At 40.9% G+C, this 21,224-nt stretch carries 18 protein-coding genes; 8 read left to right on the top strand and 10 right to left on the bottom strand.

What is annotated here, in order from left to right; genetic code table 11:
* Nucleotides 1–338: 338 nt before the first annotated feature.
* Entirely contained in the window at nucleotides 339–1,211 is an 873-nt protein-coding gene (gene sucD, locus FXV77_RS18605) for a succinate--CoA ligase subunit alpha (RefSeq protein ID WP_148920829.1), read from the bottom strand.
* Nucleotides 1,212–1,320: 109 nt separating this feature from the next.
* Nucleotides 1,321–1,854, bottom strand: a complete 534-nt coding sequence (locus FXV77_RS18610; RefSeq protein ID WP_148920750.1) for an RNA methyltransferase — start codon at nucleotides 1,852–1,854, stop codon at nucleotides 1,321–1,323.
* Between the two features lie 138 nt (nucleotides 1,855–1,992).
* Between FXV77_RS18610 and rpsT the strand changes: the two genes are divergently transcribed.
* On the top strand, nucleotides 1,993–2,247 hold the full coding sequence (rpsT, locus tag FXV77_RS18615) for a 30S ribosomal protein S20 (protein WP_105718454.1): 255 nt from the start codon (nucleotides 1,993–1,995) through the stop codon (nucleotides 2,245–2,247).
* Nucleotides 2,248–2,330: 83 nt separating this feature from the next.
* On the opposite strand, the gene FXV77_RS18620 is transcribed toward rpsT, so the two are convergent.
* Together FXV77_RS18620 and FXV77_RS18625 are read right to left on the bottom strand one after the other, a co-directional pair.
* Nucleotides 2,331–3,188, bottom strand: a complete 858-nt coding sequence (locus FXV77_RS18620) for a 3-keto-disaccharide hydrolase (protein ID WP_148920751.1) — start codon at nucleotides 3,186–3,188, stop codon at nucleotides 2,331–2,333.
* 13 nt (nucleotides 3,189–3,201) lie between these two features.
* A complete protein-coding gene (locus tag FXV77_RS18625) occupies nucleotides 3,202–4,017 on the bottom strand; it encodes an AraC family transcriptional regulator (protein ID WP_148920752.1) in 816 nt (271 codons plus the stop codon).
* A gap of 120 nt (nucleotides 4,018–4,137) precedes the next feature.
* Between FXV77_RS18625 and FXV77_RS18630 the strand changes: the two genes are divergently transcribed.
* Nucleotides 4,138–5,646 (top strand): succinate CoA transferase, encoded by a 1,509-nt coding sequence (locus FXV77_RS18630; RefSeq protein ID WP_148920753.1) that lies wholly within the window; start codon nucleotides 4,138–4,140, stop codon nucleotides 5,644–5,646.
* Here the strand turns inward: FXV77_RS18630 and FXV77_RS18635 are convergent.
* Nucleotides 5,641–6,390, bottom strand: coding sequence for a DeoR/GlpR family DNA-binding transcription regulator (locus FXV77_RS18635; protein WP_148920754.1), 750 nt, complete (start codon nucleotides 6,388–6,390; stop codon nucleotides 5,641–5,643). The genes FXV77_RS18630 and FXV77_RS18635 overlap by 6 nt on opposite strands.
* A 281-nt stretch (nucleotides 6,391–6,671) precedes the next feature.
* Here FXV77_RS18635 and FXV77_RS18640 point away from each other — a divergent pair, with 281 nt between their 5' ends.
* The 6 genes from FXV77_RS18640 to FXV77_RS18665 are packed head-to-tail and all read left to right on the top strand — an operon-like array spanning nucleotide 6,672 to nucleotide 17,135.
* Nucleotides 6,672–8,039 carry an endonuclease/exonuclease/phosphatase family protein gene (locus tag FXV77_RS18640; RefSeq protein ID WP_148920755.1) on the top strand — a complete coding sequence of 456 codons (1,368 nt, stop codon included), beginning with the start codon at nucleotides 6,672–6,674 and terminating at the stop codon, nucleotides 8,037–8,039.
* A 38-nt stretch (nucleotides 8,040–8,077) separates the two neighbouring features.
* Nucleotides 8,078–11,284: a SusC/RagA family TonB-linked outer membrane protein gene (locus tag FXV77_RS18645; RefSeq protein WP_148920756.1), complete on the top strand. Its 3,207-nt coding sequence runs from the start codon at nucleotides 8,078–8,080 to the stop codon at nucleotides 11,282–11,284.
* A 21-nt stretch (nucleotides 11,285–11,305) separates the two neighbouring features.
* Nucleotides 11,306–13,060 (top strand): RagB/SusD family nutrient uptake outer membrane protein, encoded by a 1,755-nt coding sequence (locus FXV77_RS18650; protein WP_148920757.1) that lies wholly within the window; start codon nucleotides 11,306–11,308, stop codon nucleotides 13,058–13,060.
* A 59-nt stretch (nucleotides 13,061–13,119) separates the two neighbouring features.
* Nucleotides 13,120–13,959: an N-acetylmuramic acid 6-phosphate etherase gene (locus FXV77_RS18655; RefSeq protein WP_148920758.1), complete on the top strand. Its 840-nt coding sequence runs from the start codon at nucleotides 13,120–13,122 to the stop codon at nucleotides 13,957–13,959.
* 9 nt (nucleotides 13,960–13,968) lie between these two features.
* Nucleotides 13,969–15,360 carry a neutral/alkaline non-lysosomal ceramidase N-terminal domain-containing protein gene (locus tag FXV77_RS18660; protein ID WP_148920759.1) on the top strand — a complete coding sequence of 464 codons (1,392 nt, stop codon included), beginning with the start codon at nucleotides 13,969–13,971 and terminating at the stop codon, nucleotides 15,358–15,360.
* Nucleotides 15,357–17,135: a beta-N-acetylglucosaminidase domain-containing protein gene (locus FXV77_RS18665; RefSeq protein WP_148920760.1), complete on the top strand. Its 1,779-nt coding sequence runs from the start codon at nucleotides 15,357–15,359 to the stop codon at nucleotides 17,133–17,135. Before FXV77_RS18660 ends, FXV77_RS18665 begins: the two co-directional genes overlap by 4 nt.
* A 72-nt stretch (nucleotides 17,136–17,207) precedes the next feature.
* Here FXV77_RS18665 and FXV77_RS18670 read toward each other — a convergent pair whose 3' ends face one another.
* From FXV77_RS18670 to FXV77_RS18690, 5 genes are all read right to left on the bottom strand, one after another.
* Entirely contained in the window at nucleotides 17,208–17,786 is a 579-nt protein-coding gene (locus FXV77_RS18670) for a porin family protein (RefSeq protein ID WP_148920761.1), read from the bottom strand.
* A 132-nt stretch (nucleotides 17,787–17,918) separates the two neighbouring features.
* Entirely contained in the window at nucleotides 17,919–18,866 is a 948-nt protein-coding gene (locus FXV77_RS18675) for a glycerophosphodiester phosphodiesterase family protein (RefSeq protein ID WP_148920762.1), read from the bottom strand.
* On the bottom strand, nucleotides 18,850–19,371 hold the full coding sequence (locus FXV77_RS18680; RefSeq protein WP_148920763.1) for a shikimate kinase: 522 nt from the start codon (nucleotides 19,369–19,371) through the stop codon (nucleotides 18,850–18,852). The genes FXV77_RS18675 and FXV77_RS18680 overlap by 17 nt, the downstream gene beginning before the upstream one ends.
* On the bottom strand, nucleotides 19,371–20,570 hold the full coding sequence (locus FXV77_RS18685) for a BT_3928 family protein (protein ID WP_148920764.1): 1,200 nt from the start codon (nucleotides 20,568–20,570) through the stop codon (nucleotides 19,371–19,373). The genes FXV77_RS18680 and FXV77_RS18685 overlap by 1 nt, the downstream gene beginning before the upstream one ends.
* A 4-nt stretch (nucleotides 20,571–20,574) precedes the next feature.
* Nucleotides 20,575–21,123: a DUF1599 domain-containing protein gene (locus FXV77_RS18690; RefSeq protein WP_148920765.1), complete on the bottom strand. Its 549-nt coding sequence runs from the start codon at nucleotides 21,121–21,123 to the stop codon at nucleotides 20,575–20,577.
* Nucleotides 21,124–21,224: the final 101 nt, after the last annotated feature.

Raw genomic sequence — 21,224 nt, forward strand, 5'->3', positions numbered from 1 at the left:
AAGGTGGGAGAGTAGGTCGGTGCCGAATCCTATACAGGCCCCTGCAGTCATAACTGCAGGGGCTTTTTTGTTTTGTTCTCTCCCCGGTAATAGACTCTTCATATTTTGCTAGTATGTTATTTTGTAGCGAAAATAGAATTAGAATGATATAACAGCAACATGAAGTAAAAAATCACTGCGTATGAATATTTGATGGGTTTAACGCAGAAGAATTGTTAATTGATAGACAAAAGATGGGGAGGAGCTTGGTTTGCTATGGAATTAGATAAAGGCGAAAAGATAAAAGCCCGAAATTTTGCATTCGGGCTTTCTATAATTTATTAGAAAAAGACGTATAACTATTTTGCCAATTCCTCTGCAATAGCAACTCCAATCTCAGCAGGAGATTCTACTACGCGGATGCCACATTCACGCATGATCTTCATTTTTGCAGCAGCAGTATCATCTGCTCCGCCTACAATTGCACCGGCATGTCCCATGCGGCGTCCCGGAGGCGCTGTTTGTCCCGCAATGAAACCAACTACAGGTTTAGTACCATGTTCTTTAATCCAATGAGCTGCTTCTGCTTCCATGCCACCTCCAATTTCGCCGATCATGATAATACCTTCTGTTTCCGGGTCGTTCATTAGCAATTCTACCGCTTCTTTTGTTGTTGTGCCAATGATAGGGTCTCCGCCGATACCGATGGCCGTTGTGATACCTAAACCAGCCTTTACTGTTTGATCTACGGCTTCGTAAGTTAATGTTCCTGATTTAGAAACAACGCCCACTTTTCCTCTTTTGAAAATAAAACCTGGCATGATGCCAATTTTAGCTTCTTCAGCAGTAATAATACCCGGACAATTTGGCCCAATTAATCTAGAATTTTTATCGCTCAAGTACGATTTTACTTGAATCATATCTTTAGTAGGGATACCCTCTGTGATACAAACAATAACTTCAATACCTGCTTGAGCTGCTTCCATAATAGCATCAGCAGCAAATGCAGGAGGAACAAAAATGATAGAAACGTTAGCACCAGTTGCTTCTACCGCATCTTGTACTGTATTGAATACCGGACGATCCAAATGAGATTGTCCTCCTTTTCCGGGGGTAACACCTCCAACTACATTCGTACCGTACTCAATCATTTGAGATGCGTGATAAGTACCTTCATTTCCGGTAAAGCCTTGCACAATTACCTTTGAATCTTTATTTACTAATACACTCATTTTTTCTGTTTTTTTCAAAGCAAATCTACCATTTTGCAATGACTTCTAAAAATTTAAGCTCGTGCTATTCGTCTTTTTTTCTTCTTCGTTTCCTCAGCGTCTCATAACCTTACAAAAGCTTCAACTTTTGCACGAACTGCCACAACACAATTCCGATAGTAACCGACACATTTAGTGAGTGTTTGGTGCCAAATTGAGGGATTTCGATACACCCGTCTATTGCTTGCATGATTTCATCGGATACACCGTGTACCTCATTACCGAATATCAACGCATATTTTTTTTGTGAATCTGTTTCAAAGTTTTGTAATACGGTACTTCCGGAAGCTTGTTCTATAGCAAGGAGGGTATAATGTTCTTTCTTCAATTGCTCAATAGCCGTTGTCGTATTCGGACAATATTCCCAATTAACGGATTGCGTCGCACCCAATGCTGTTTTTTCTATTTCGCGATGAGGGGGCGTGCCCGTGATACCACATAAAAAAATTTTTTCGATAGCAAATCCATCCGCAGTACGGAAAGTTGATCCTACATTATGCATGCTGCGTACATTGTCCAATACAACGACAATCGGAATTTTTTCTTGGTTTTTAAAAGAATCGATATCAACTCGATTCAACTCTTCCATTGATAGTTTTCGCATGAGCGAAATTAAAAAGTAAAAGGTAAAAAAAGAACAATAGCATAACATTTTTCAAATACATTTTGAATATTGGAAACGATATGTTATTTTTGCATTCCGAAACTGGAATAAGAAAGAAAATAAAATTAGCTAAGAGAAATGGCAAATCATAAATCAGCGCTTAAAAGAATTAGAGCAAACGCGGCAAAACGCTTAAGAAACCGTTACCAAGCAAAAACTACTCGTAACGCAATTAAAAAATTACGTAATACAACAGATGCTGAAGAAGCTAAAACGTTGTTACCAAGAGTTGTTTCGATGCTTGATCGTTTGGCTAAGAAGAATGTAATCCATAAGAACAAGGCTTCTAACAACAAATCGAAGTTAACGAAGTTAGTTAATAAATTAGGTTAATTTTTAGTCTGTTCTATAAGAATAAAGAAGGGATGTATTAATTTACATCCCTTTTCTTGTTGAATTTCGTTGAAGAAATTCCGTTATAGTAGTTTTTGGATAATCTCATCCAATTTAGTCCCGTTGTCTTTGTAAGGAGCTAGGTCGTATAATTCTACTTTTCGGAAGTCGATCGGGTGACTTTCGCTTTGCAAATAAATAAATCCTTGATCTAAAAGCTTGCCGTCCATTTTCTTTGCGGGGTCGTAATGTTCTACGTTTCCTCCTCCGATTTGAGGTTTGTTGTATTCCAATACTACTTCTCCTTCTAATATGTGCTGGATAAGGGAGTCACCTAGTACCAGAAAGTCAGCTGTTACCCACTCATCTCCGTGATAGGTTTTTGAGGTAGAGCTCGTGCAATGAGGTGTGAATAGCGTTCCATCAATAATGACGTTTGTCCCCGGTGTGCATAAGTTCGAAGTGGTTCGCTCGTCCTTGCCGTTTCCACCGAGAAACTGTCCTTCAACAGAGATGGGGAAATCCTGTTCTTTCAACATGGTGCTTGGATCCTGCCCGTGAAGCATAGCTCCGCTGTTACGCCAAGCCCAGCCTTCGCCTCCTTTAACCTGCTCGTCAACAAAGCGATATTCCACACGAAGAAGGTAATAGCTATAGGGTGTATTATAAGCCAAATGACCGTATTGCTTATTAAATTCGTCGTAGCCATCATATCGTACTTTAAGTAGGCCATCTTCTACACGGAATGTGTTGGCATAATTCTCACCCACTTCGTGCAATCGAATTTTTGGTGTCCAATCGTTGATATCGTTACCATTAAAAAGTTGAATTGGTTGAGGTGTTTCATCGTTTGATGATGCAGTTTTACTTCCTGCCGGAGAGCAGGCAAATAAAATGCTTCCGGTTGCTAATGCTGATAGAAAGCTGAGTTTAATATTCATGTGTGGTTTAAGGTTATAGTAATAAATTTTTGTTTTTGACGTATTCACTGGGTCTTACCCCGATAACTTTGTTGAATGTGTTGCTGAAGGTTGGCAAACTACTATAGCCGACTTTCGTCGCCACTTCGTTTACACTCATTTTTTCGTCCAATAGTAACTTTAATGCCGTGAGCATGCGAAGGATGGTGTAATATTGAATAAAGCTCATATTTAATTCTCGTTGAAAGAGACGAGCTAAGGTTCGTTCACTAAACTCAAATTCCTTAGCCAGCTTTTTAAAGCTAATATTCTCTTCTATCCGTTGTTCCAGATAATTGACAATCGCTTTTAGTTTTTCATGCTTTGGATAGGGAAGCGCTAGCGGCAATTCCGTCTGAGATATTTCCGGAAGGATTAACTTAAAAGCTTTCGCGATAGAAAATTTAGGCTCTTCCGTAGGAAATATGTTGCCTGTCCAACGATTGGTGAACATGATAAACTCGATTAAAAAATCATTAACAGGATAGATGTTTACCTTGTCAAAAAAATCGGTGTCGGTGTCAAATTCGGGGAAATATAAATTTCGCATTACCACCTCTGGGCTGCTGGGATAGATGCTATGCCTTATTCCGCCTGGGATCCATATATAATGACGGGCCGGCAGAAAATAAGATTTTTCTTCGGTTTTTAAAAAAACAATCCCTCCTTCTGTATAAAGAAACTGCCCTTTTATATGACTATGTTCGGAAATGAAGGTTTCGCCCATAAGTGCATGGTGACAATAAATACTATTTTCGAAAGTATCCACTTCCGTCATATAATATTTGTCTACGTAAAGCGTTCTGTTCATTGTTTTCTTGCGTAGGAGACATAAATTTCTTGTTTTTTAATGACATAACCAAAAAAGTGAGAGACATATAGGAAATTGCTTATTATTACTTATCTTACATGGGGTAACAGCATTATTCATATGACAACAGAAAGAATAAAATTAGAAAGACTGAAAGATAAAGTAATGACCGTCCAAGAAGCGATCAGTTTTTTTGACAACGATATGGTGGTTGGGGCGAGTGGCTTTACGAAAGCAGGAGACAGTAAAGTAGTGCTGGAAGCCTTGGCCGAGCGGGCGAGAACGGAAGATATAAAAATTACGCTGATGACCGGTGCGTCGTTAGGACATGATACGGATGGAAAGCTTGCAGCAGCAGGAGCTTTAAAAAAACGAATGCCCTTTCAGGTAGACCGTACGTTGCGAAACAAGATTAATGCAGGTGAAGTGTTGTTCATAGATCAGCACCTTAGTGAGAGTGCGGAGTTGTTGCACAATAAGAATCTTCCTTCTGTCGACATTGCAGTTATTGAAGTGGCGTATATAGATCGAGATGGAAGTCTCGTGCCTACTACGTCTGTCGGAAATTCAGCTACATTTGCTGAGCTGGCCGAAAAAATCATTATTGAGATTAATGCGGCTATCCCGATGGAGATTTATGGGCTCCATGATATATATAAACCAGAGAACTACCCATATAGAAATGTGATACCTATTGTTGCTCCTTGGAATAAGATAGGGCGCAAGACCATCGCGGTTAATCCGGATAAGATTGTTGGAATTGTTTTTACAGATAAAAAAGATAGCCCGGCAGAAATTGCCGAACCGGATGCAAAGACAATTGCCATAGCTGCCCATATCTTGAATTTCTTTGAAAATGAAGTGCAATTGGGTCATCTTAGTGATCGTCTTCAACCACTACAAGCCGGGATCGGAAAAGTGGCCAACGCGGTATTGATGGGTTTTAGAAATAGTAATTTCTATGATTTGACGATGTTTTCCGAGGTATTACAGGATAGTACATTTGATTTAATAGATGCTGGAAAGCTGTCTTTTGCTTCCGCGTCGTCTATTACAGTTTCCGAAGCGTGTTATGAGCGAGTATTCGGCAATTTACAGCGATATCGGGATAAAATTGTGCTTCGGCCCCAAAATATTTCCAATACGCCGGGCTTGATTCGTCGGCTAGGAGTTATCGCTATCAATACAGCTATTGAGTTTGATATTTACGGAAACGTCAACTCTACACATATTGCCGGTTCTAAAATCATGAACGGTATCGGGGGCTCGGGTGATTTTGCTAGAAATGCATATCTCAGTATTTTTGTAACGCAAGCAGCCTCTAAAAATAATACTATTTCGCATGTCCTGCCTATGGTGTCCCATGTGGATCATACCGAACATGATGTTGACGTGTTGGTTACGGATATTGGCTTAGCGGATTTACGTGGGCTTGCCCCGAGAGAACGTGCTCAAAAAATTATCGATAATTGTGTTCATCCGGATTTTAGAGAAGAACTTCAGTCCTATTTTGATAGAGCATGTGAAAGAGGGGGGCATACACCTCATTTATTAGAAGAAGCCTTTAGCTGGCACTTACGTCTTGCGGAAACCGGTACGATGAAAAAACAAGTTGACGCATTTTCATAATATTTTTACGCCTACTTTGCGGTACGGTTCTAAAAAAGGGCTGTCGGCAGGTAGTTCGGTTATGAGATAGTCAATTTGTTCGATTGACGAAACGATAAACTTTCTATTGCTATTTAGTTTTTCGCTGATACACATCACGACGGTTGTTTTTGATGATTGTATCATCGCTTTTTTGGCTTGAACAATTTCCCAGTCGATATCACTAAGCCCTTGTTCGGCTGAAAAACCATTTGCACCTAAGACACATATATTCGCCCGGATATCTTTTAGCTGATTGACGACATCCGCCCCCGTGTGCAGATATGAATCCTTATGTAACCTTCCTCCGATTGTATTTACAATAGCGTCGTTATTTTCTGCCAAGGCAATAGCGGTTTGAGGGCTTATGGTAAAAAAGTGTAAATTAAGATTTTTAGGGGTTACTTTCGCAAAAGCCTGGATGGTTGTTCCTCCTTCAATTAAAATAACCTGGTCCTTTTTTAATAAGGAAATGGCCTTTTCCGCAATCACTTTCTTAGCTTCAGAACCGTAAACTGTTTCCTGTTGTTGGAAAGGGGTAACCAGTGAATTGCTGATTGCGCCGCCGTGTACTTTGGTAACGAGTCCAGCTTCAGTAAGTTCTTTTAAATCCCGGCGGACAGTGTCCTCAGAAACTTGCAGCAGTTCGCTTAGGTCAGTGGATAATACTTTATTATGTAAATTGATTTCGCGAAGTATTATTTTTAAGCGTTCCTCTTTTAACATCTTGTCATTTACTTTTTGGTTATATCTGCCAAAGATAAGGTTTTGTGCGGATATTGACTTTGCGTTTATGGAATTATTAAATATGCTAAAAAACGCATATAAGGTTATTTTTAAATTATTTTATCGTGATTTTTACGTTAAAAGTTGAAAAAATATTTTAATATTCGTTTTTATGCGTTTATATTTGTTTTTAAAAACGCAAATAAGCGTATATGTTTTAGATGAAATGAAAGACAACAGCGCGTTTAAATAGAAAGTAATAACCCTAATACAGTAAAATTATGAAGAAAACTAGCATCCTTTTTTTAATCATTTTTATGGTTTCTACCATGCTGGCATGTGGAACAAATAATCCCGAGCCTAATAATAAGCCTAATCCAGAGGAGCCAGATCATCCGGAAATTCCTGACGTATCAAATCCCGAGGCTATTCGAGTCATGGTATATAATATCCGTCATGGACGAGGGATGGATAATATTGTGGGTCTACATCGGATTTTAGAAGTAATTAAAAACTCTGAGGCATCTATTGTAGCATTAAATGAAATCGATAGGCATTATGGGGCAAGAAGCAATTATGAGGATCAAGTAAAATCACTTGCTGATGCCTTGGATATGCATTACGTTTATCAGCCTACAACTACTGAGCCGGCCAACACGGCTTCGGGGAATAAACCGAGAGAACATGGTCATGCACTGCTTAGTAAATATGCTATCGTTGAAAGCGAAAAGCGGGATTTCTCTGTCGGAGATGATTATGGAAGAGGTATTCTCCGGGCAAAACTAAATGTTGACGGACAGAACCTCCAAGTTTATGTTACGCACTGGGGGCTTACAGAAGCAGCTCGGTTTAACCATATTAAAGAAACCGTTATGTTTATGAATGATTATCCCGGTAAGAGTGTGCTAATGGGAGATTTGAATGCTACGCCGGATGAGCATAATATTATTACATTAAAAAGTAGGTTATTAGATGCGACAGAGGACAATGCCTACACGTTTAATGCCGAAACTCCCACCAAAAAAATTGATTATATTTTTGCTAGTGGGGATATGGATATAACTGAAACTAAGGTTATCAATACGACAGCGTCCGATCATCGTCCTATTGTAGCGGATATAAATCTGGATAAGGAAATAGATAATAGTTTGTTATACCCTAATTTTCCAGAAAGTTTTGAGGTTACTGATGGAAACTTTATAAACTATGAAGGTGGTGATCGGGTAAGAACCTTTCCGTCGGGTGCGTGGAATTTCACACAAGCGGCTATTGTTAACAATCCAAGATATGTGTATGATGATCGGCCAACGTCGGGAATAGATGTCGTGCGTATGAGGAACAATTTGACGACATCGGCGTATGTTCAGATGGATTTTGACTTACTGAATGGCGCATCCAAGGTTACCGTTTGGTATAGTGTCTATTTTAAAGATGCTTCTAGTACTTGGCGATTAGAATATTCGACCGATGGCGGTACGACTTGGACGCAGACCGGCTCCGATATCTCAGACGCTGGATTTGTTAAAAAACAGGCGGTTTTTAATATGGATATTACTGGTCCGGTGAGATTTAGAATCAATAAGCTAGGTTTAGGGACAACGAATAACGGAAGGCTGTGTATTGATGATTTTGCAATATATAAGAAGTAAGAATAACGAATCACAATGATCCTAATATAAAATCCATTATGGAAAATAAACTAAAAAAAATCACAACACATATTCTTTTCTCGCTATATGTTTTTTTGATGCCTTCGTTATGGAGTGAGGTATCATACGCACAGACGCAGAAAGCAACAATAAAAGGAGTAGTCAGGAATAACGAGGGCGAGCCTCTTGGCGGAGCGAGTGTTAGGGTGAAGGGCTCGGAGGTGGTAACATCGTCGAACACAGAAGGAAACTTTTTTTTGGAAATCAGTAACCAGCAATCAGTCCTCGTCGTATCGTTCATCGGTTATGAATCACAAGAGATAGACTTAAGTGGTCGCCAATTCGTAGAGGTGATCCTTATACCGGGTTCGAATTTGGATGAAGTGGTTGTCGTTGGTTACGGTACCCAAAAAAGAGAAAAAGTGTTGGGTGCTATCAGTCAGATCGGAGAAGAAGTGTTTGCCAACCGTCCGGTAACATCAGTTGGCGTAGCACTACAAGGTGCAGTGTCCAATTTGCAGGTAACGATGGGAGATGCACAACCTAATCGTGCGGCCAGTCTTAATGTCAGAGGTTTTACGTCAGTTAATGGTGGTTCACCTTTAGTGTTGGTAGATGGTGTTCCTGGGGAGATTAATTACCTCAATCCCGAAGATATTGCATCCGTCAGCGTATTGAAAGATGCTTCTTCGGCTGCTATTTATGGTGCACGAGCCTCTTATGGTGTTATACTCATTACAACTAAAGGAGGCGGCAAGGGAAGGGTCAATTTTAAATATAACAATAATCTCGGGTTTAATGAGCCTTTGCAGACGCCAAAAGCTATAGATGATCCCCTTTTGGCAGCAGAGATACAGCAGGAAGCTTGGCGAGGCTTTTATGACTCTGATAATGCGGATTTGGTAAAAGTTATTGATCATTTAAAACGTTATCAAGATGATCCGACATTAGAGCCCGAATGGGTATCAAATGCGACCGGTTACGTTACGGGAGGGTCGGTCGATTGGTATGGAAAGATGTTCAACAAAACACAACCGTTTTCTAGGCATACACTTTCCGTAGATGGGGGAACTGATAAACTCAGCTTTTATCTTTCGGGAGCTTATCACACACAAGATGGCGTATATAAGCCTGCATCTGATAATTTTAAACGATACAATGGACGATCTAAGCTTTCTTTTGAAGTAAACAGATATCTACGGCTGACCAACAATACAGAATACAGCGAAAGAACCTACGATACGCCTAATAAATTTGTGACCGGAGGAAACAATTTTCAACGATTTGCTTCTCAGTTTGCTCATCCGTGGAGTGCTATTTATACGGGAGACGGAGAATATACATACGGCGGTATGTTTGCCATTGGACAGTTAAAAGAGGGGGGAAGAGATATTACAAATCAAAATATATTTCGAAATACCTTTACGGCTGAATTAACTGTGATTCCCGATATTCTAAAAATAACAGGTGAATATAGTGCTTATTGGAATCGAAATAGAAATGATGTACAGCGGCTACAAGTACCTTATCGTCAAAATCCTACAACGATTACCGAATTAGCTACGCAGCCTGACGACTATGGTTCGGCTTATAGTCAAGGATATTTAGGTACCCTTAATTTATTTGCGAATTACACCCAACAGTTCGGCGATCATTATGTTGGCGCAACCGTGGGAATAAACCAAGAGGAAAACAAATATCATACATTCAATGTATGGCGACAAAATAATCTGATAGATGGACTTGGTGCACTTAATCTTACCGATGGAGAGCCTCGCCTGGGTGACAACAAATATGAATGGGCAACCCTTGGCTATTTTTATAGACTCAACTACGACTTTAAAAGCAAATATCTCGTGGAGTTAAACGGTCGATATGATGGTACATCTCGGTTACCTAAGGGACAGCGTTTTGGTTTCTTTCCATCTGCAGCAATAGGATATATTGTTTCTAATGAAGGCTTTTATGAACCAATAAAACCTTATTTGCAAACATTTAAGTTGAGAGCAAGTTATGGTGCATTGGGTAATCAACAAGTAGATACCTATGCTTATATTAATACGATGCCTATTTCGAGGCTATCGCGAATTTTGGATGGCAATTATCCGCAGAGTATCAGTGCACCCGGCCTCGTATCGGCAAATCTCACTTGGGAACGAGTTAATACCACGAACCTCGGCGTTGATTTAGCAGCGTTTAATAATAGGATGGAATTATCATTGGATTGGTATGAACGACGGACCACGGGAATGTTGACGGCAGGGCAGGTATTGCCGGCTGTATTGGGAACGTCTGTACCGCAGGAAAATGCAGCCGATGTGTCAACGAAAGGATGGGAAATAACACTCGGTTGGCGAGATCAGTTTGAACTCGCAGGCCAACCGTTCAATTATAATTTTCGTTTCGTCCTATCCGATAATAAAGCGACCATTACCAGATTTAGGAATGATACAGGCATATTGACTAGTTATTATGACGGTTATCGTATCGGGCAGATATGGGGCTATACAACCGAGGGATTTTTCCAGACAGATGACGAGTGGGCACAACATGCTGACCAGCGGCGCGTACAGGAAGTAGAACATTTGAGAGGCGGACACCCATTGGCAGGCGATATCAAGTTTGCAGAGCTAAATGGAGATGGTGTTATCAGCAATGGAAGCAATACCTTGGACGATCATGGTGACTTATCTATAATTGGTAATAATTCTCTCCGTTTACCCTATAGTTTTGGAATGAATTTCAACTGGAGTGGTATTGATTTGAGTGCATTTTTTCAAGGGGTAGGTAAACGGGATTTTTGGCCAGGTAACGAATCTGCTTATTTTTGGGGTTTTTATAATCGATGGAATAACCCTGTTTACGAACATATAGTTGGAAATTACTGGACTCCAGATAATCCGGATGCTTATTTTCCGCGACTGCGCGCGTATCAGGCCCAGCCGGCGACAGAAACAAGAACGTTGTCTACGGTGCAGACTCGTTACCTACAAGACGCTTCTTATTTACGTCTGAAGTCTCTCATCATAGGATATACATTTAAAAATAATTGGTTGGAAAGAGTTGGTGTACGCGGAGTGAGGTTGTTTGCGGCAGGGGAGAATCTGGTTACCTGGACAAAGATGTCTAAAGCATTAGATCCGGAAGCATTAAATGATGAAGTGGACTCCAGTACCTTTAATGGTAGTGGATTTGTATACCCTGTACAACGTACAATTACAGGTGGGATTGAAATCAACTTTTAATTTTTTAAAGAAGAAAAATCGATGAAACATTATAAACTAATCGCGTTGTCGATACTGGTGTCACTAGTTATATTCCAGTCTTGCAATAAAAATATTTTAGACAAATATCCTCTTAGTGAGGTGTCTCCACAGAATTTTTTTAATACAGAAAATGACCTTCTGTTGTATACCAATAGCTTTTATACCGTGACAAGTGGACATAATTTGTTTACAGGGGATATTGCGAGTGATAATGTAGAACAGAATTCGGTCAACCAATTGTTGGCGGGTAATTTACAAGTGCCTGAAACAGCTTCGCAGGCAGGCTGGACTTGGTCAGAACTAAGAAACATCAATGTTTTCCTGCAAAATTATCATCGGGCAAGCATCGATGAGTCCATTAAAAATTATTATGCAGGAGTTGCCCGTTTCTTTCGGGCTTGGTTTTATTTTGAAAAAATGAAACGTTTCGGGAATGTTCCGTGGTATTCTTTGCCATTGGAAACGAACAGCCCCGAGTTGTATAAAGGAAGAGATTCTCGCGTATTGATTACAGATTCCATTATTGCCGATCTAGATTTTGCCATCGAACATTTAAATGATACAAAAAATGCAAGCCGGGTAAATAAATGGGCAGCATTGGCGTTAAAATCTCGTGTTTGTTTATTCGAGGGAACATTTAGGAAATATCATACATACTTAAGTCTGGAAGGAACCTATTCAGGTTTGTTAGAACAGGCAGCAGAAGCTGCTGAAGCTGTAATGGATGGAAATCAGTATAAGCTTTATTCAACCAATAATCCACAATCAGATTATCTCGATCTATTTTCCGCAGACCAGGCAAAGACAGATGAGGTGATTTTGGCAGAGATATATGATACCGAACTAATGAAATTCCACGCAGCAAACAATATCTTTAATGTAGCCACAACGGGTGGGGGAGTCGGTCTCACAAAAGATTTAGTGGATTCGTATCTTATGGTTGACGGGCGTCCCTTTTCCGCTGTACCAGGATCCGCCGAATTTACTTTTTACGAGGAAACCCGTAATCGTGACCCGAGGCTGGCACAAACGATGCGTACGCCGGGATATAGACGGATCGGTGGTTCGCAAACCTTGCTCCCAGATTTTTCGGCTGCTCCTACGGGATATCAAGTCATAAAATTTGTGAGTGGCGTAGACCAAGATGCTTATAACACGAACTCAAATGATGTTCCGTTGTTCCGTTATGCAGAAGTATTATTAAATTATGCAGAAGCCAAAGCAGAGCTCGACGATTTTACACAAGCTGATGCTGACCGCTCGATTAATCTTATCCGTAAAAGAGCGGGATTGCCAAATTTCACTGTTGCCAATGTCCAGACCGATCCATTGCTTAGGATACAATATCCGGGTATAACGGATGATAAATTGTTGGAAGTAAGACGGGAGCGCAGAGTAGAATTGGTTATGGAAGGGTTTCGGTATTATGACATTTTGCGATGGAAACGCGGAAAAAAATTCGAGGAAGTATTTCGTGGCATGTACTTCCCGTCCAAAGGAGAACATGATTTGGACGGGAATGGTACAATTGATTTTGCCGTTGTGGACGCACTACCCAATCCACAGGTGCCTGGGGTCCAGTATTTCGTTTTGGGAACCCGGAAATTATTGGGTGGCGATCGAGGAAATATTTTGGTAGCCCCGAATGTCGAGAAAACATTTACAGAACCCAAAAACTATCTGTATCCACTGCCTAGACAAGAGATGGTCCTCAACGAAGCTCTTAAACCCCAGAATGAAGGTTGGGATGATTAAATAACAAGCATAAACACGCTCGATTAACGAGATATAACCATTTAATTAGAAAATAGAATATGTTAAATCACAGCACGACAAAAATTACAGAGCAGCCTTCGAAACACCGACATTTAGAAAAAATGACGGTTGGGGAGATTACGAGGCGCATTAATGAGGAAGATAAAACGGTGCCTAACGCAATTGAAAAAGTGCTTCCATCGCTTAATAAATTGATAGAGGCTTTAGTAGAAAAATTAAAGAATGGTGGGCGGTTGTTCTATTTGGGAGCCGGTAGTGGAGGAAGGCTCTCTGTTTTGGATGCTATAGAGATGCCAACTACCTATGGAGTTCCTAAAGGATTATTTAATGTGATTCTAGCCGGAGGAGTAGATAAACTTGTAGAAGCATTGGAAGAAAAAGAAGATGATATACATGAGGGACCCAGACAATTGACTTTAAATAAGGTGGGTGTTAAAGATTTGGTGATAGGTATATCGGCCAGCGGTACTACTCCGTTTGTACTGGAATCCTTAAAATACTGTAAGGAAAATGGAATTATCACAGGCTGTATTGTGAGTAATCCCGACAGCGCGATTGCTCGCTATGCTGATTTTCCTGTAGAGGTCATCACGGGCCCGGAATTTGTAGCGGGCAGTACGCGTATGAAATGTGGGACAGCACAAAAAATGATTTTTGATATCATCAGCACAACTACGATGATACAGTTAGGACGTGTAGAGGATAACAGTATGGTCCACGTATCGCTAATCAATGATAAGATTAAAGATAGGGCCGTGCGTATGCTTATGCAAAAAACAGGAATTACTGACTATGAAGAAGCATCGGCATTACTGAGTAAGCACGGAAGTGTCAAGACGGCTAAAGATGTTTTTCTAAATAATGATGTTTCTCAATAAAGCTTTTCGATGAATAACATAAAAAATATAACATGGTTGGCGATAATGATGACGGTATTGATGACGATATCCTGTAAACCAGAGAAAAAAAATAAGGAGCTTCTCTATAACAACAGTACGGTAGACATTACACCAGATAGTAGGGTCTTGTTGGCGGGATTTGCAAATAGGCAGGGACCTTCAGATACCGTACATCATGCTTTGCTATCACAATGTGTCGTGTTGCAGCATGATACTACGAAAATCTGTATCATAACCAATGACTTGATGGAAATCGCCCCTGAATATATTGCTGAGATACGCAAGCAGATCCACCAGGCTACCGGCATTCCTGCGTCAAATATTATTTTGACGGTGTCGCATACCCATTCGGCGCCGATTATGGATGCAATGGGATTGGGATGGAGCGAGGCCAATGACAGATACAGACAGCAGGTCATTGATCAGATAGCACAAAACGCCATTCGTGCATTGAAGGACAGTAGCAGCTTTGTGAAAAGTGGCATCGCAACGGGTATAGGCACCTCCGGGATCAGTATCAGCCGACGTTCGATAGATCCCAAAACCGGTGAAAGTGTCATCGGTGAGAGCAACATTTCCGTCGATCAGGAGATAAGTATACTTCAACTTCAAGACAACGCTGGCAAGGCGTTGTCAACCTGGTTTAACTATGCTTGCCACCCGGTTGTCCTTGGTTTTCCAAGCAGAGCGGTGTCACCGGACTTTGTCGGACAGGCGCGGAATGTGGTGACTGGAAAATGGGGCGGCAATGCCTTGTTCTTTAATGCGGCGGCAGGCGATATAAATCCTAAAAAAGGATTGACGGCATCCGTGCAAACCGCTGATGATGTCGGAGCCGAATTAGGTGAAGCCATCATACAGACTGCATTGAAAAAAGATGAGACAGCTCCCGTATTGAAGCATGTTTGCGCCAGCCTCCAGCTTCCATATCGTGATCAGCATATAACGCCTGCCTTTGTCGATGAACAGGTAGCCTTGAAGTCCGCCCAGCAGACCGAGTTTATCGATTGGAAAAATGATGTAAAAAAATGGGGCGAACGCATGAAAGCGGAAATCAAGGAAAAAGGAGAATTACCTGATTACCGCACGTCGCAAATGTCGGCATTACGTATCGGCTCTTCTGTTATCCTTTTTGTGCAGGGTGAATATTTCAACAGCTACCAAGTACGTTTAAAGAACAAATTTTCGGATGTCAACTTGCTATTTGCAGGCTATAGTAACGGCGAGAGTGGCTATATTCCGGATGGCAAATCATTCGCTGCGAAAGGCTATGAGGTCGATCAAGCTTACATTTATATCCACGAACCATCTCCATTGTCTTCCGAAGCAGAGCAAGTCGCGCTAGATGCGATGGAGAATTTGATCAAGCAAGTATTATGAAGATAATGAATAAAACCCGGTATACAAGTAAATTACGTTATGTCTCGCTGTATCTCTTGATTTCTATGGCAGGTGCAGTATATAGTCAGGAAGCTACGGCTGTGTTTCTCGGCAAGGATTTCGTCGGCGGGGGGCTGGAAGGGAAAAGTGAAGTCTATTATTATGAGCGGAAAGGCGTCAATGCAGTATACGCTGTGGAGACAGGCACAAAGTCTGCGATGACAGCTCAGTTTGATTTGAGTGAAATCCCCTCCAATCCGGTCTTGAAGATGCAGGGGCGAATCGATATAGGACATGTACCAGCTTCGGATGTGAAGATTTCGGTTATCCTTAATGGTAGGTCGTTATACACCGGCGAGAGTGGATTCCACAATAGGGACTGGTCCGAAAAATCGTTTGATATACCTTTTGGTGTTTTGCAGAAAGGCAAAAATGAGTTGATTATACGCAACTTGGTGGAAAAAGGATCTGCCGGTAAACCACCGTGGGTCATGCTAGTGATGGCTGGTGTCGGCGAAGGAGATTTTAGGTTGAAAGAGCCGACCAACATCTTTCAGCATCTGTCGATCAATCTACCCGAGACTAAAGAAGCCATGAAATCTCCTGATTCGGCAAACAAAGGTTTCACGTTGCGAGGCACCAAAGGTTGGGCATGGACACCCGAACAGACTATCACAGAAATTCCTTATCTCAAACAGTACAACATGAATTTCTTCATGAACTGTTATCTCTCCATGTTTGATTACCCGAATGACAATCAGTGGTGGAAGCCCTTAGACGCTTCATTTAAGAAAAAATATGAAGAGATAGTCCGTCTCTGTAAAAAGAACGACATCGAATTTTGCTTTGCGATGAACCCCAATTTATATACATCGCGGCATATAGATTATAGCAGTAAGAAAGACATGGATGATCTTTGGCAACATTACGAATGGATGGCAAAGCTTGAGGTCAATTGGTTTTCGATATGCCTTGATGATATTACCACCGGTCTCGATGCCGGTGTACAGGCTAAGTTTGTCAACAGTTTTTATCAGCGGTTGAAAAAAATAAATCCACATGCGCAGTTAATTTTTTGTCCAACCATATACTCTAGCTCTTACAATTCTCATGGTGTCAACGACAACGAAAAATACCTCCGGACTATCGCCGGGGAGTTACATCCTGAAATCTATTGTTTTTGGACGGGCGACGGTATAGTTGGGGCTGTGAGCACCGCGAAAGCTAAGGAGTTCAAGGAGATCATTGGCCATCGATTGATTATTTGGGACAATTACCCGGTAAATGATGCCTACCAAGCCATGCATATGGGGCCTCTCGTCCTTCGCGATAAAGATTTGCATGAGCTGTGTGATGGTTACATAGCGAATGCCATGTACACGCAATCGGAATTCAACCGTATACCGACATACTCTTGTGGCGACTATGCACTAAATCCAGCGGAATATGATCCGCTCAAATCCATCGGCCAAGCCATCTTACATCAGACGGACAATCGTGAACAAGCGGAGACGTTGAGAGATGTTGTCGAGGTCTATTATGGTTTTTTATTCCATACGGATCGTTTTAGGACAAACCTCAATACAGCACGTTTTTCGTTTCAAGAATTGATGGCGATGAAGCAAGGGAATGTGCCTGCCAAATTGTTTAAGGAAAATTTGCAGGATATTTACAACCGATTGGGCGAACAGTTTCCGGGACGTTATCAAGCAGAACGGGCAACTATACTGACCGATATCAAATGGATGGAGGAGAGGTTAGCTACATTCAAGTGAATCTCACTTTAAACAAAAAGCACATCCCCTTTATCAAGGATGTGCTTTTTCCTACAATAATGTGCTATGTTCTTATCTATTTCCAGGAAGATAAATCTGGAAACCAACGCTTACACCAAGGCCGCTTTGTCCACCACCGGAATTTACGTTAGCTTTACTGTAGTTATAGCCTGCCGCTACCTCCAATGCAACTGTCTGTGTAATGAAGTGTGCATAGCCGACATTTGCTCCTAAAGCCAACGAAACATCACTTCCTGGCTTGCTTCCGGCAATACCGATATCACCCTGTCCAAAGAAACGTCCGCTTGCACTAGCTCCCCCAGGGAAGTAGTAACGTACAAAAGGAGAAATCCCATAGTTATAGACATTGTCTTGATCCTTAACAGCAGTTAAACCTAAACTGGCCTGAGCACCTATCGCCAGGCCGTCTGTCACAAAATAACCTGCACGGGGATTTACGTTGATATTGAAAGCATCACCCTCAAAGCTGTAGCCAATATTTCCTATTGAACCACCGACCATCCAGTTACCCTGTTTAATAGGTTCTAATCCCACATTAGCCGATGTTTGCGGTGTGGTCTCTACACGTTGTGCCTGTGCGCTGATTGCGAAGCCTCCTAGTAAGAGGCATAAAAATGTAAACTTCTTCATATTACGATCTATTACGTTAAAATTATTTTATCTAAGTTAATAACGTTCTACAATCATAATTGTTTGCTGCATGTTAATAAATTAAATAAACGATGTGGAAATGTAGTAAAAGAGCTACGTTGCCAATGCGTTTTACTTTATAAATGGAGAAGATAAATTCCGCTGTTTAATATAATAGTCTAGTGTTTTCGCTGCTTGCAATGGTCGGTCGGTACTCAATATATCGGCTCCGTTTTCAATATATTCCGCGTAAACCTGTTCGCCTCTCTGTTGCGCTTGACGATCCAAGTTTCCGATGGTGCCCAAAATGCATAGGATACCGTGCTGATGCAATAGATCGGTGAGGTTTTTGTCACCCTGCGATGTGCCGATAAAAGCAACAAGTCTCGTATCAGGAATATCTAGGTCATTTAAGCGGATCAAATCTTCTACATTTTTTATAGAAGCCGAAATCATTAAATCTGGTGCGAGGTTATGCACTACTGCCGCTTGATTGGCACTGTAGGTAATGATGACAGAATATGCTTCGGACTTTGTTTTCCTGATAGCATCTACCACGAGTCGGTAAGGTACGTTTCTTTTTACATCCAACGTGAAAATAACCTGTCCTATACCCCATTGCAATGTCTCTTCCAATGTTGGAATACGGTAGTTGGTTACTGTTCCTGCAGGATCTTTTAATTGCAACTCTTTCAATTCAGCTAATGTGTGTCGATTTACTTTTCCCTTTCCAGTTGTAGTGCGGTCTAATGTTTCATCGTGCATTAAAACGAGAACAGAATCTTTGGTGAGTGCAATGTCACACTCGATAATGGCAGGCATTTTCGAAGCCACGCGCTGAAAAGTTTCGATAGCATTTTCGGGATAGTCTGTATCCGGTCCACCCCGATGTGCGCTCACCAACGGAACCCTATTTTCTGAATAGGTGAGGAAACGATACAAGTCCTCAATTCCTTTAAAATTAAATACCTGTCGAGAATTACCCAATCGAACAGTATCCCCTGTGGTGTTGCTTCTGAAACAGCTACAGAACAACAACAAAAACACAAGAAGCAAATAATGACTATTTATTTTTCGCATAGGTTTCAATGGATTGGCATATCGTATCTAAGGAGGTATTTAGTTGGTCAATATGGATATGTGCCTGTTTATAAAAAGGCGCTCTTTCATCGAGTTTTTCTTCAATAAATTGTAGCAGAGCCTCATCACGTAATCCTTGGAGAGCTGGGCGGGAAGCAATGTTTGATTGTTGCAAGCGATGATGTAACGCTTTCGGCGTAAGATATAGATAAATAGATATACCATTTTCCAGAATCCATTGCATGTTATCAAAAAAACAAGGGCTTCCACCACCTGTCGAGATAACAGCACGTTCCCCTTGTTGCTCTTTGAGTAGCTGACTTTCCAATTCCCGAAATTTCTGTTCGCCATATTGTGTGAAGTATTCCGGTATCGACATGCCAATACGTTCTACGATTACATGGTCTAAATCAATAAACTTCCGATTTAGATGGTTAGCCAACTTCTTGCCTAATGTAGTCTTTCCACTACCCATAAAACCGATTAAAAATATAGGCTTGTCCATTATTTTGCTAAATAATCTTCTTCCAATTCTTCTTTTGATGGAAACGTGATTTTCGACCATTTTTTGATGACCGTACCGTTTTGTAATAAGAGTACGCCGGGATTGGAACGTACCATACTTTTAAGTGGAACATTATCTGCGTAGAATGTTTCCAGTACCAGATCCATCTCGTCTTGAAGGCCCCTCGCGATTTCTGATGAACTGGAGGTTAACAATATGGCTCGGAGTGGATAATCGCTTGCCAAATCACGAATCGTCGTGTTAATACGATCCAACGCGATAATGTCTGCTAAGGATAGCTTATCCACATACGTACTCACCACAACAAAGTTATAATAAGGATTCGTGATGATTTCTTGCGTCACATCACCTCCGTCGGCATCTGATATCAATAGGTCAGGTATAGGAATCTGATAGCCTTTTTTGATAAGTTTCGATGTAGGTTCACCCGTAACTTCCCAGTTATCATCCTCCCAAATACCATCCATATACTCTTTGTCAGTCACCTTTTTTATTTCCTCTGTTTGTTGATGCTTGATTTCATAGATGTACTCATATACATCGCCTTCTTCTCCTTCAGGAAGTACCATTAATGCGGGTATATTATTCCCTTCTTTATAGGGAAGGAAATCTATAAAAGGGAGGAAATATAGGGTATAGACACCTATCCCAAAAGATAAAAGAATGACCAACGTACTGACTAGGCTTCTTGTAGTCTGATTGGAAATAATCGGCTTTATGCGTGTTCTGTACTTGAAGATGACAAGTACGAATGCCAATAGGATAACATCTTTGATAAACGATTGCCAGGGTGTTAGCGGGATGGCATCGCCAAAACATCCGCAGGAACTCACGACTTCAAAAAAAGCAGAATAGAACGTCAGGAAGAGAAAAAATACGGTTAACAGCAATAAACCCCAAGCTACTTTATTTTTATAGAATCCTAATAACAGGAATACCCCGAGAATGATTTCTAAGCCACAGATAAGGACAGCAAGCCAAGTACTGTAGTCGTTGAGAAAATCCATGTGGAAAACCAGGAAGTACTCTTCCAATTTATAGCCAAAACCTGTAGGATCGTTGGCTTTGATAAAGCCAGAAAAAATAAAAAGTATACCGACAAATATCCGGCTAAATCCTAATGCAATATCAATGGTGTTAACATTCTTTTTTCGTGTAGGCGTAAAGTTCGTTTCCATGAGTCTATTTTTGTTCGGCAAGGCCTAGTTTTACAAGTGCAAAAACAGCATAGTTTAGCATGTCTTGGTAATTTGCTTTCAATCCTTCCGATACGAGCGTTTGGCCGTCATTATCTTCAATTTGTTTGACCCGATGAATTTTCATCAGAATAAGGTCTGTTAAAGAAGAGATGCGCATTTCTCGCCATGCCTCGCCATAGTCATGATTTTTGGCAAACATCAAGTCACGTGTTTCGTTTACCTTTTCGGTGTATTGTTTGGCTACGATATCATACGCTAAGTTCTCTTCAGCATCTTCCGATAACTCCAGCTGCATCATGGCGATCACACAATAGTTGATAATGCCGATGTATTCTCCTAAAATGTCTTCCCCAACTTTTGAAACTTTTTTTACTTCCAATGTTCGTATGCGTTGTGCTTTAATATAGATTTGATCCGTTATGGACCGTGGACGCATGATACGCCAGGCAGTACCATAATCTTTTGTTTTCTTCAGAAATAAATCCTTACAATGTTTTATAACGTTATTATACTCGGTATTCGTGTCCGTCATTGTTGTTCACCTTTTCTACAAATATAATTAGAATATGTTTAAAGGGTAGGTCATAAATAGGTACAATTTGCCATAACCGAAAAATAATTCCGTTCTTTGAA

The sequence above is a fragment of the Sphingobacterium phlebotomi genome (assembly GCF_008180195.1).
Lineage (GTDB): Bacteria > Bacteroidota > Bacteroidia > Sphingobacteriales > Sphingobacteriaceae > Sphingobacterium > Sphingobacterium phlebotomi.

Excerpts from the sequence above, each read along its gene's own strand:
- sucD (WP_148920829.1), bottom strand. The coding sequence starts at position 1,211 with ATGAGTGTATTAGTAAATAAAGATTCAAAGGTAATTGTGCAAGGCTTT.
- FXV77_RS18610 (WP_148920750.1), bottom strand. The coding sequence starts at position 1,854 with ATGCGAAAACTATCAATGGAAGAGTTGAATCGAGTTGATATCGATTCT.
- rpsT (WP_105718454.1), top strand. The coding sequence starts at position 1,993 with ATGGCAAATCATAAATCAGCGCTTAAAAGAATTAGAGCAAACGCGGCA.
- FXV77_RS18620 (WP_148920751.1), bottom strand. The coding sequence starts at position 3,188 with ATGAATATTAAACTCAGCTTTCTATCAGCATTAGCAACCGGAAGCATT.
- FXV77_RS18625 (WP_148920752.1), bottom strand. The coding sequence starts at position 4,017 with ATGAACAGAACGCTTTACGTAGACAAATATTATATGACGGAAGTGGAT.
- FXV77_RS18630 (WP_148920753.1), top strand. The coding sequence starts at position 4,138 with ATGACAACAGAAAGAATAAAATTAGAAAGACTGAAAGATAAAGTAATG.
- FXV77_RS18635 (WP_148920754.1), bottom strand. The coding sequence starts at position 6,390 with ATGTTAAAAGAGGAACGCTTAAAAATAATACTTCGCGAAATCAATTTA.
- FXV77_RS18640 (WP_148920755.1), top strand. The coding sequence starts at position 6,672 with ATGAAGAAAACTAGCATCCTTTTTTTAATCATTTTTATGGTTTCTACC.
- FXV77_RS18645 (WP_148920756.1), top strand. The coding sequence starts at position 8,078 with ATGGAAAATAAACTAAAAAAAATCACAACACATATTCTTTTCTCGCTA.
- FXV77_RS18650 (WP_148920757.1), top strand. The coding sequence starts at position 11,306 with ATGAAACATTATAAACTAATCGCGTTGTCGATACTGGTGTCACTAGTT.
- FXV77_RS18655 (WP_148920758.1), top strand. The coding sequence starts at position 13,120 with ATGTTAAATCACAGCACGACAAAAATTACAGAGCAGCCTTCGAAACAC.
- FXV77_RS18660 (WP_148920759.1), top strand. The coding sequence starts at position 13,969 with ATGAATAACATAAAAAATATAACATGGTTGGCGATAATGATGACGGTA.
- FXV77_RS18665 (WP_148920760.1), top strand. The coding sequence starts at position 15,357 with ATGAAGATAATGAATAAAACCCGGTATACAAGTAAATTACGTTATGTC.
- FXV77_RS18670 (WP_148920761.1), bottom strand. The coding sequence starts at position 17,786 with ATGAAGAAGTTTACATTTTTATGCCTCTTACTAGGAGGCTTCGCAATC.
- FXV77_RS18675 (WP_148920762.1), bottom strand. The coding sequence starts at position 18,866 with ATGCGAAAAATAAATAGTCATTATTTGCTTCTTGTGTTTTTGTTGTTG.
- FXV77_RS18680 (WP_148920763.1), bottom strand. The coding sequence starts at position 19,371 with ATGGACAAGCCTATATTTTTAATCGGTTTTATGGGTAGTGGAAAGACT.
- FXV77_RS18685 (WP_148920764.1), bottom strand. The coding sequence starts at position 20,570 with ATGGAAACGAACTTTACGCCTACACGAAAAAAGAATGTTAACACCATT.
- FXV77_RS18690 (WP_148920765.1), bottom strand. The coding sequence starts at position 21,123 with ATGACGGACACGAATACCGAGTATAATAACGTTATAAAACATTGTAAG.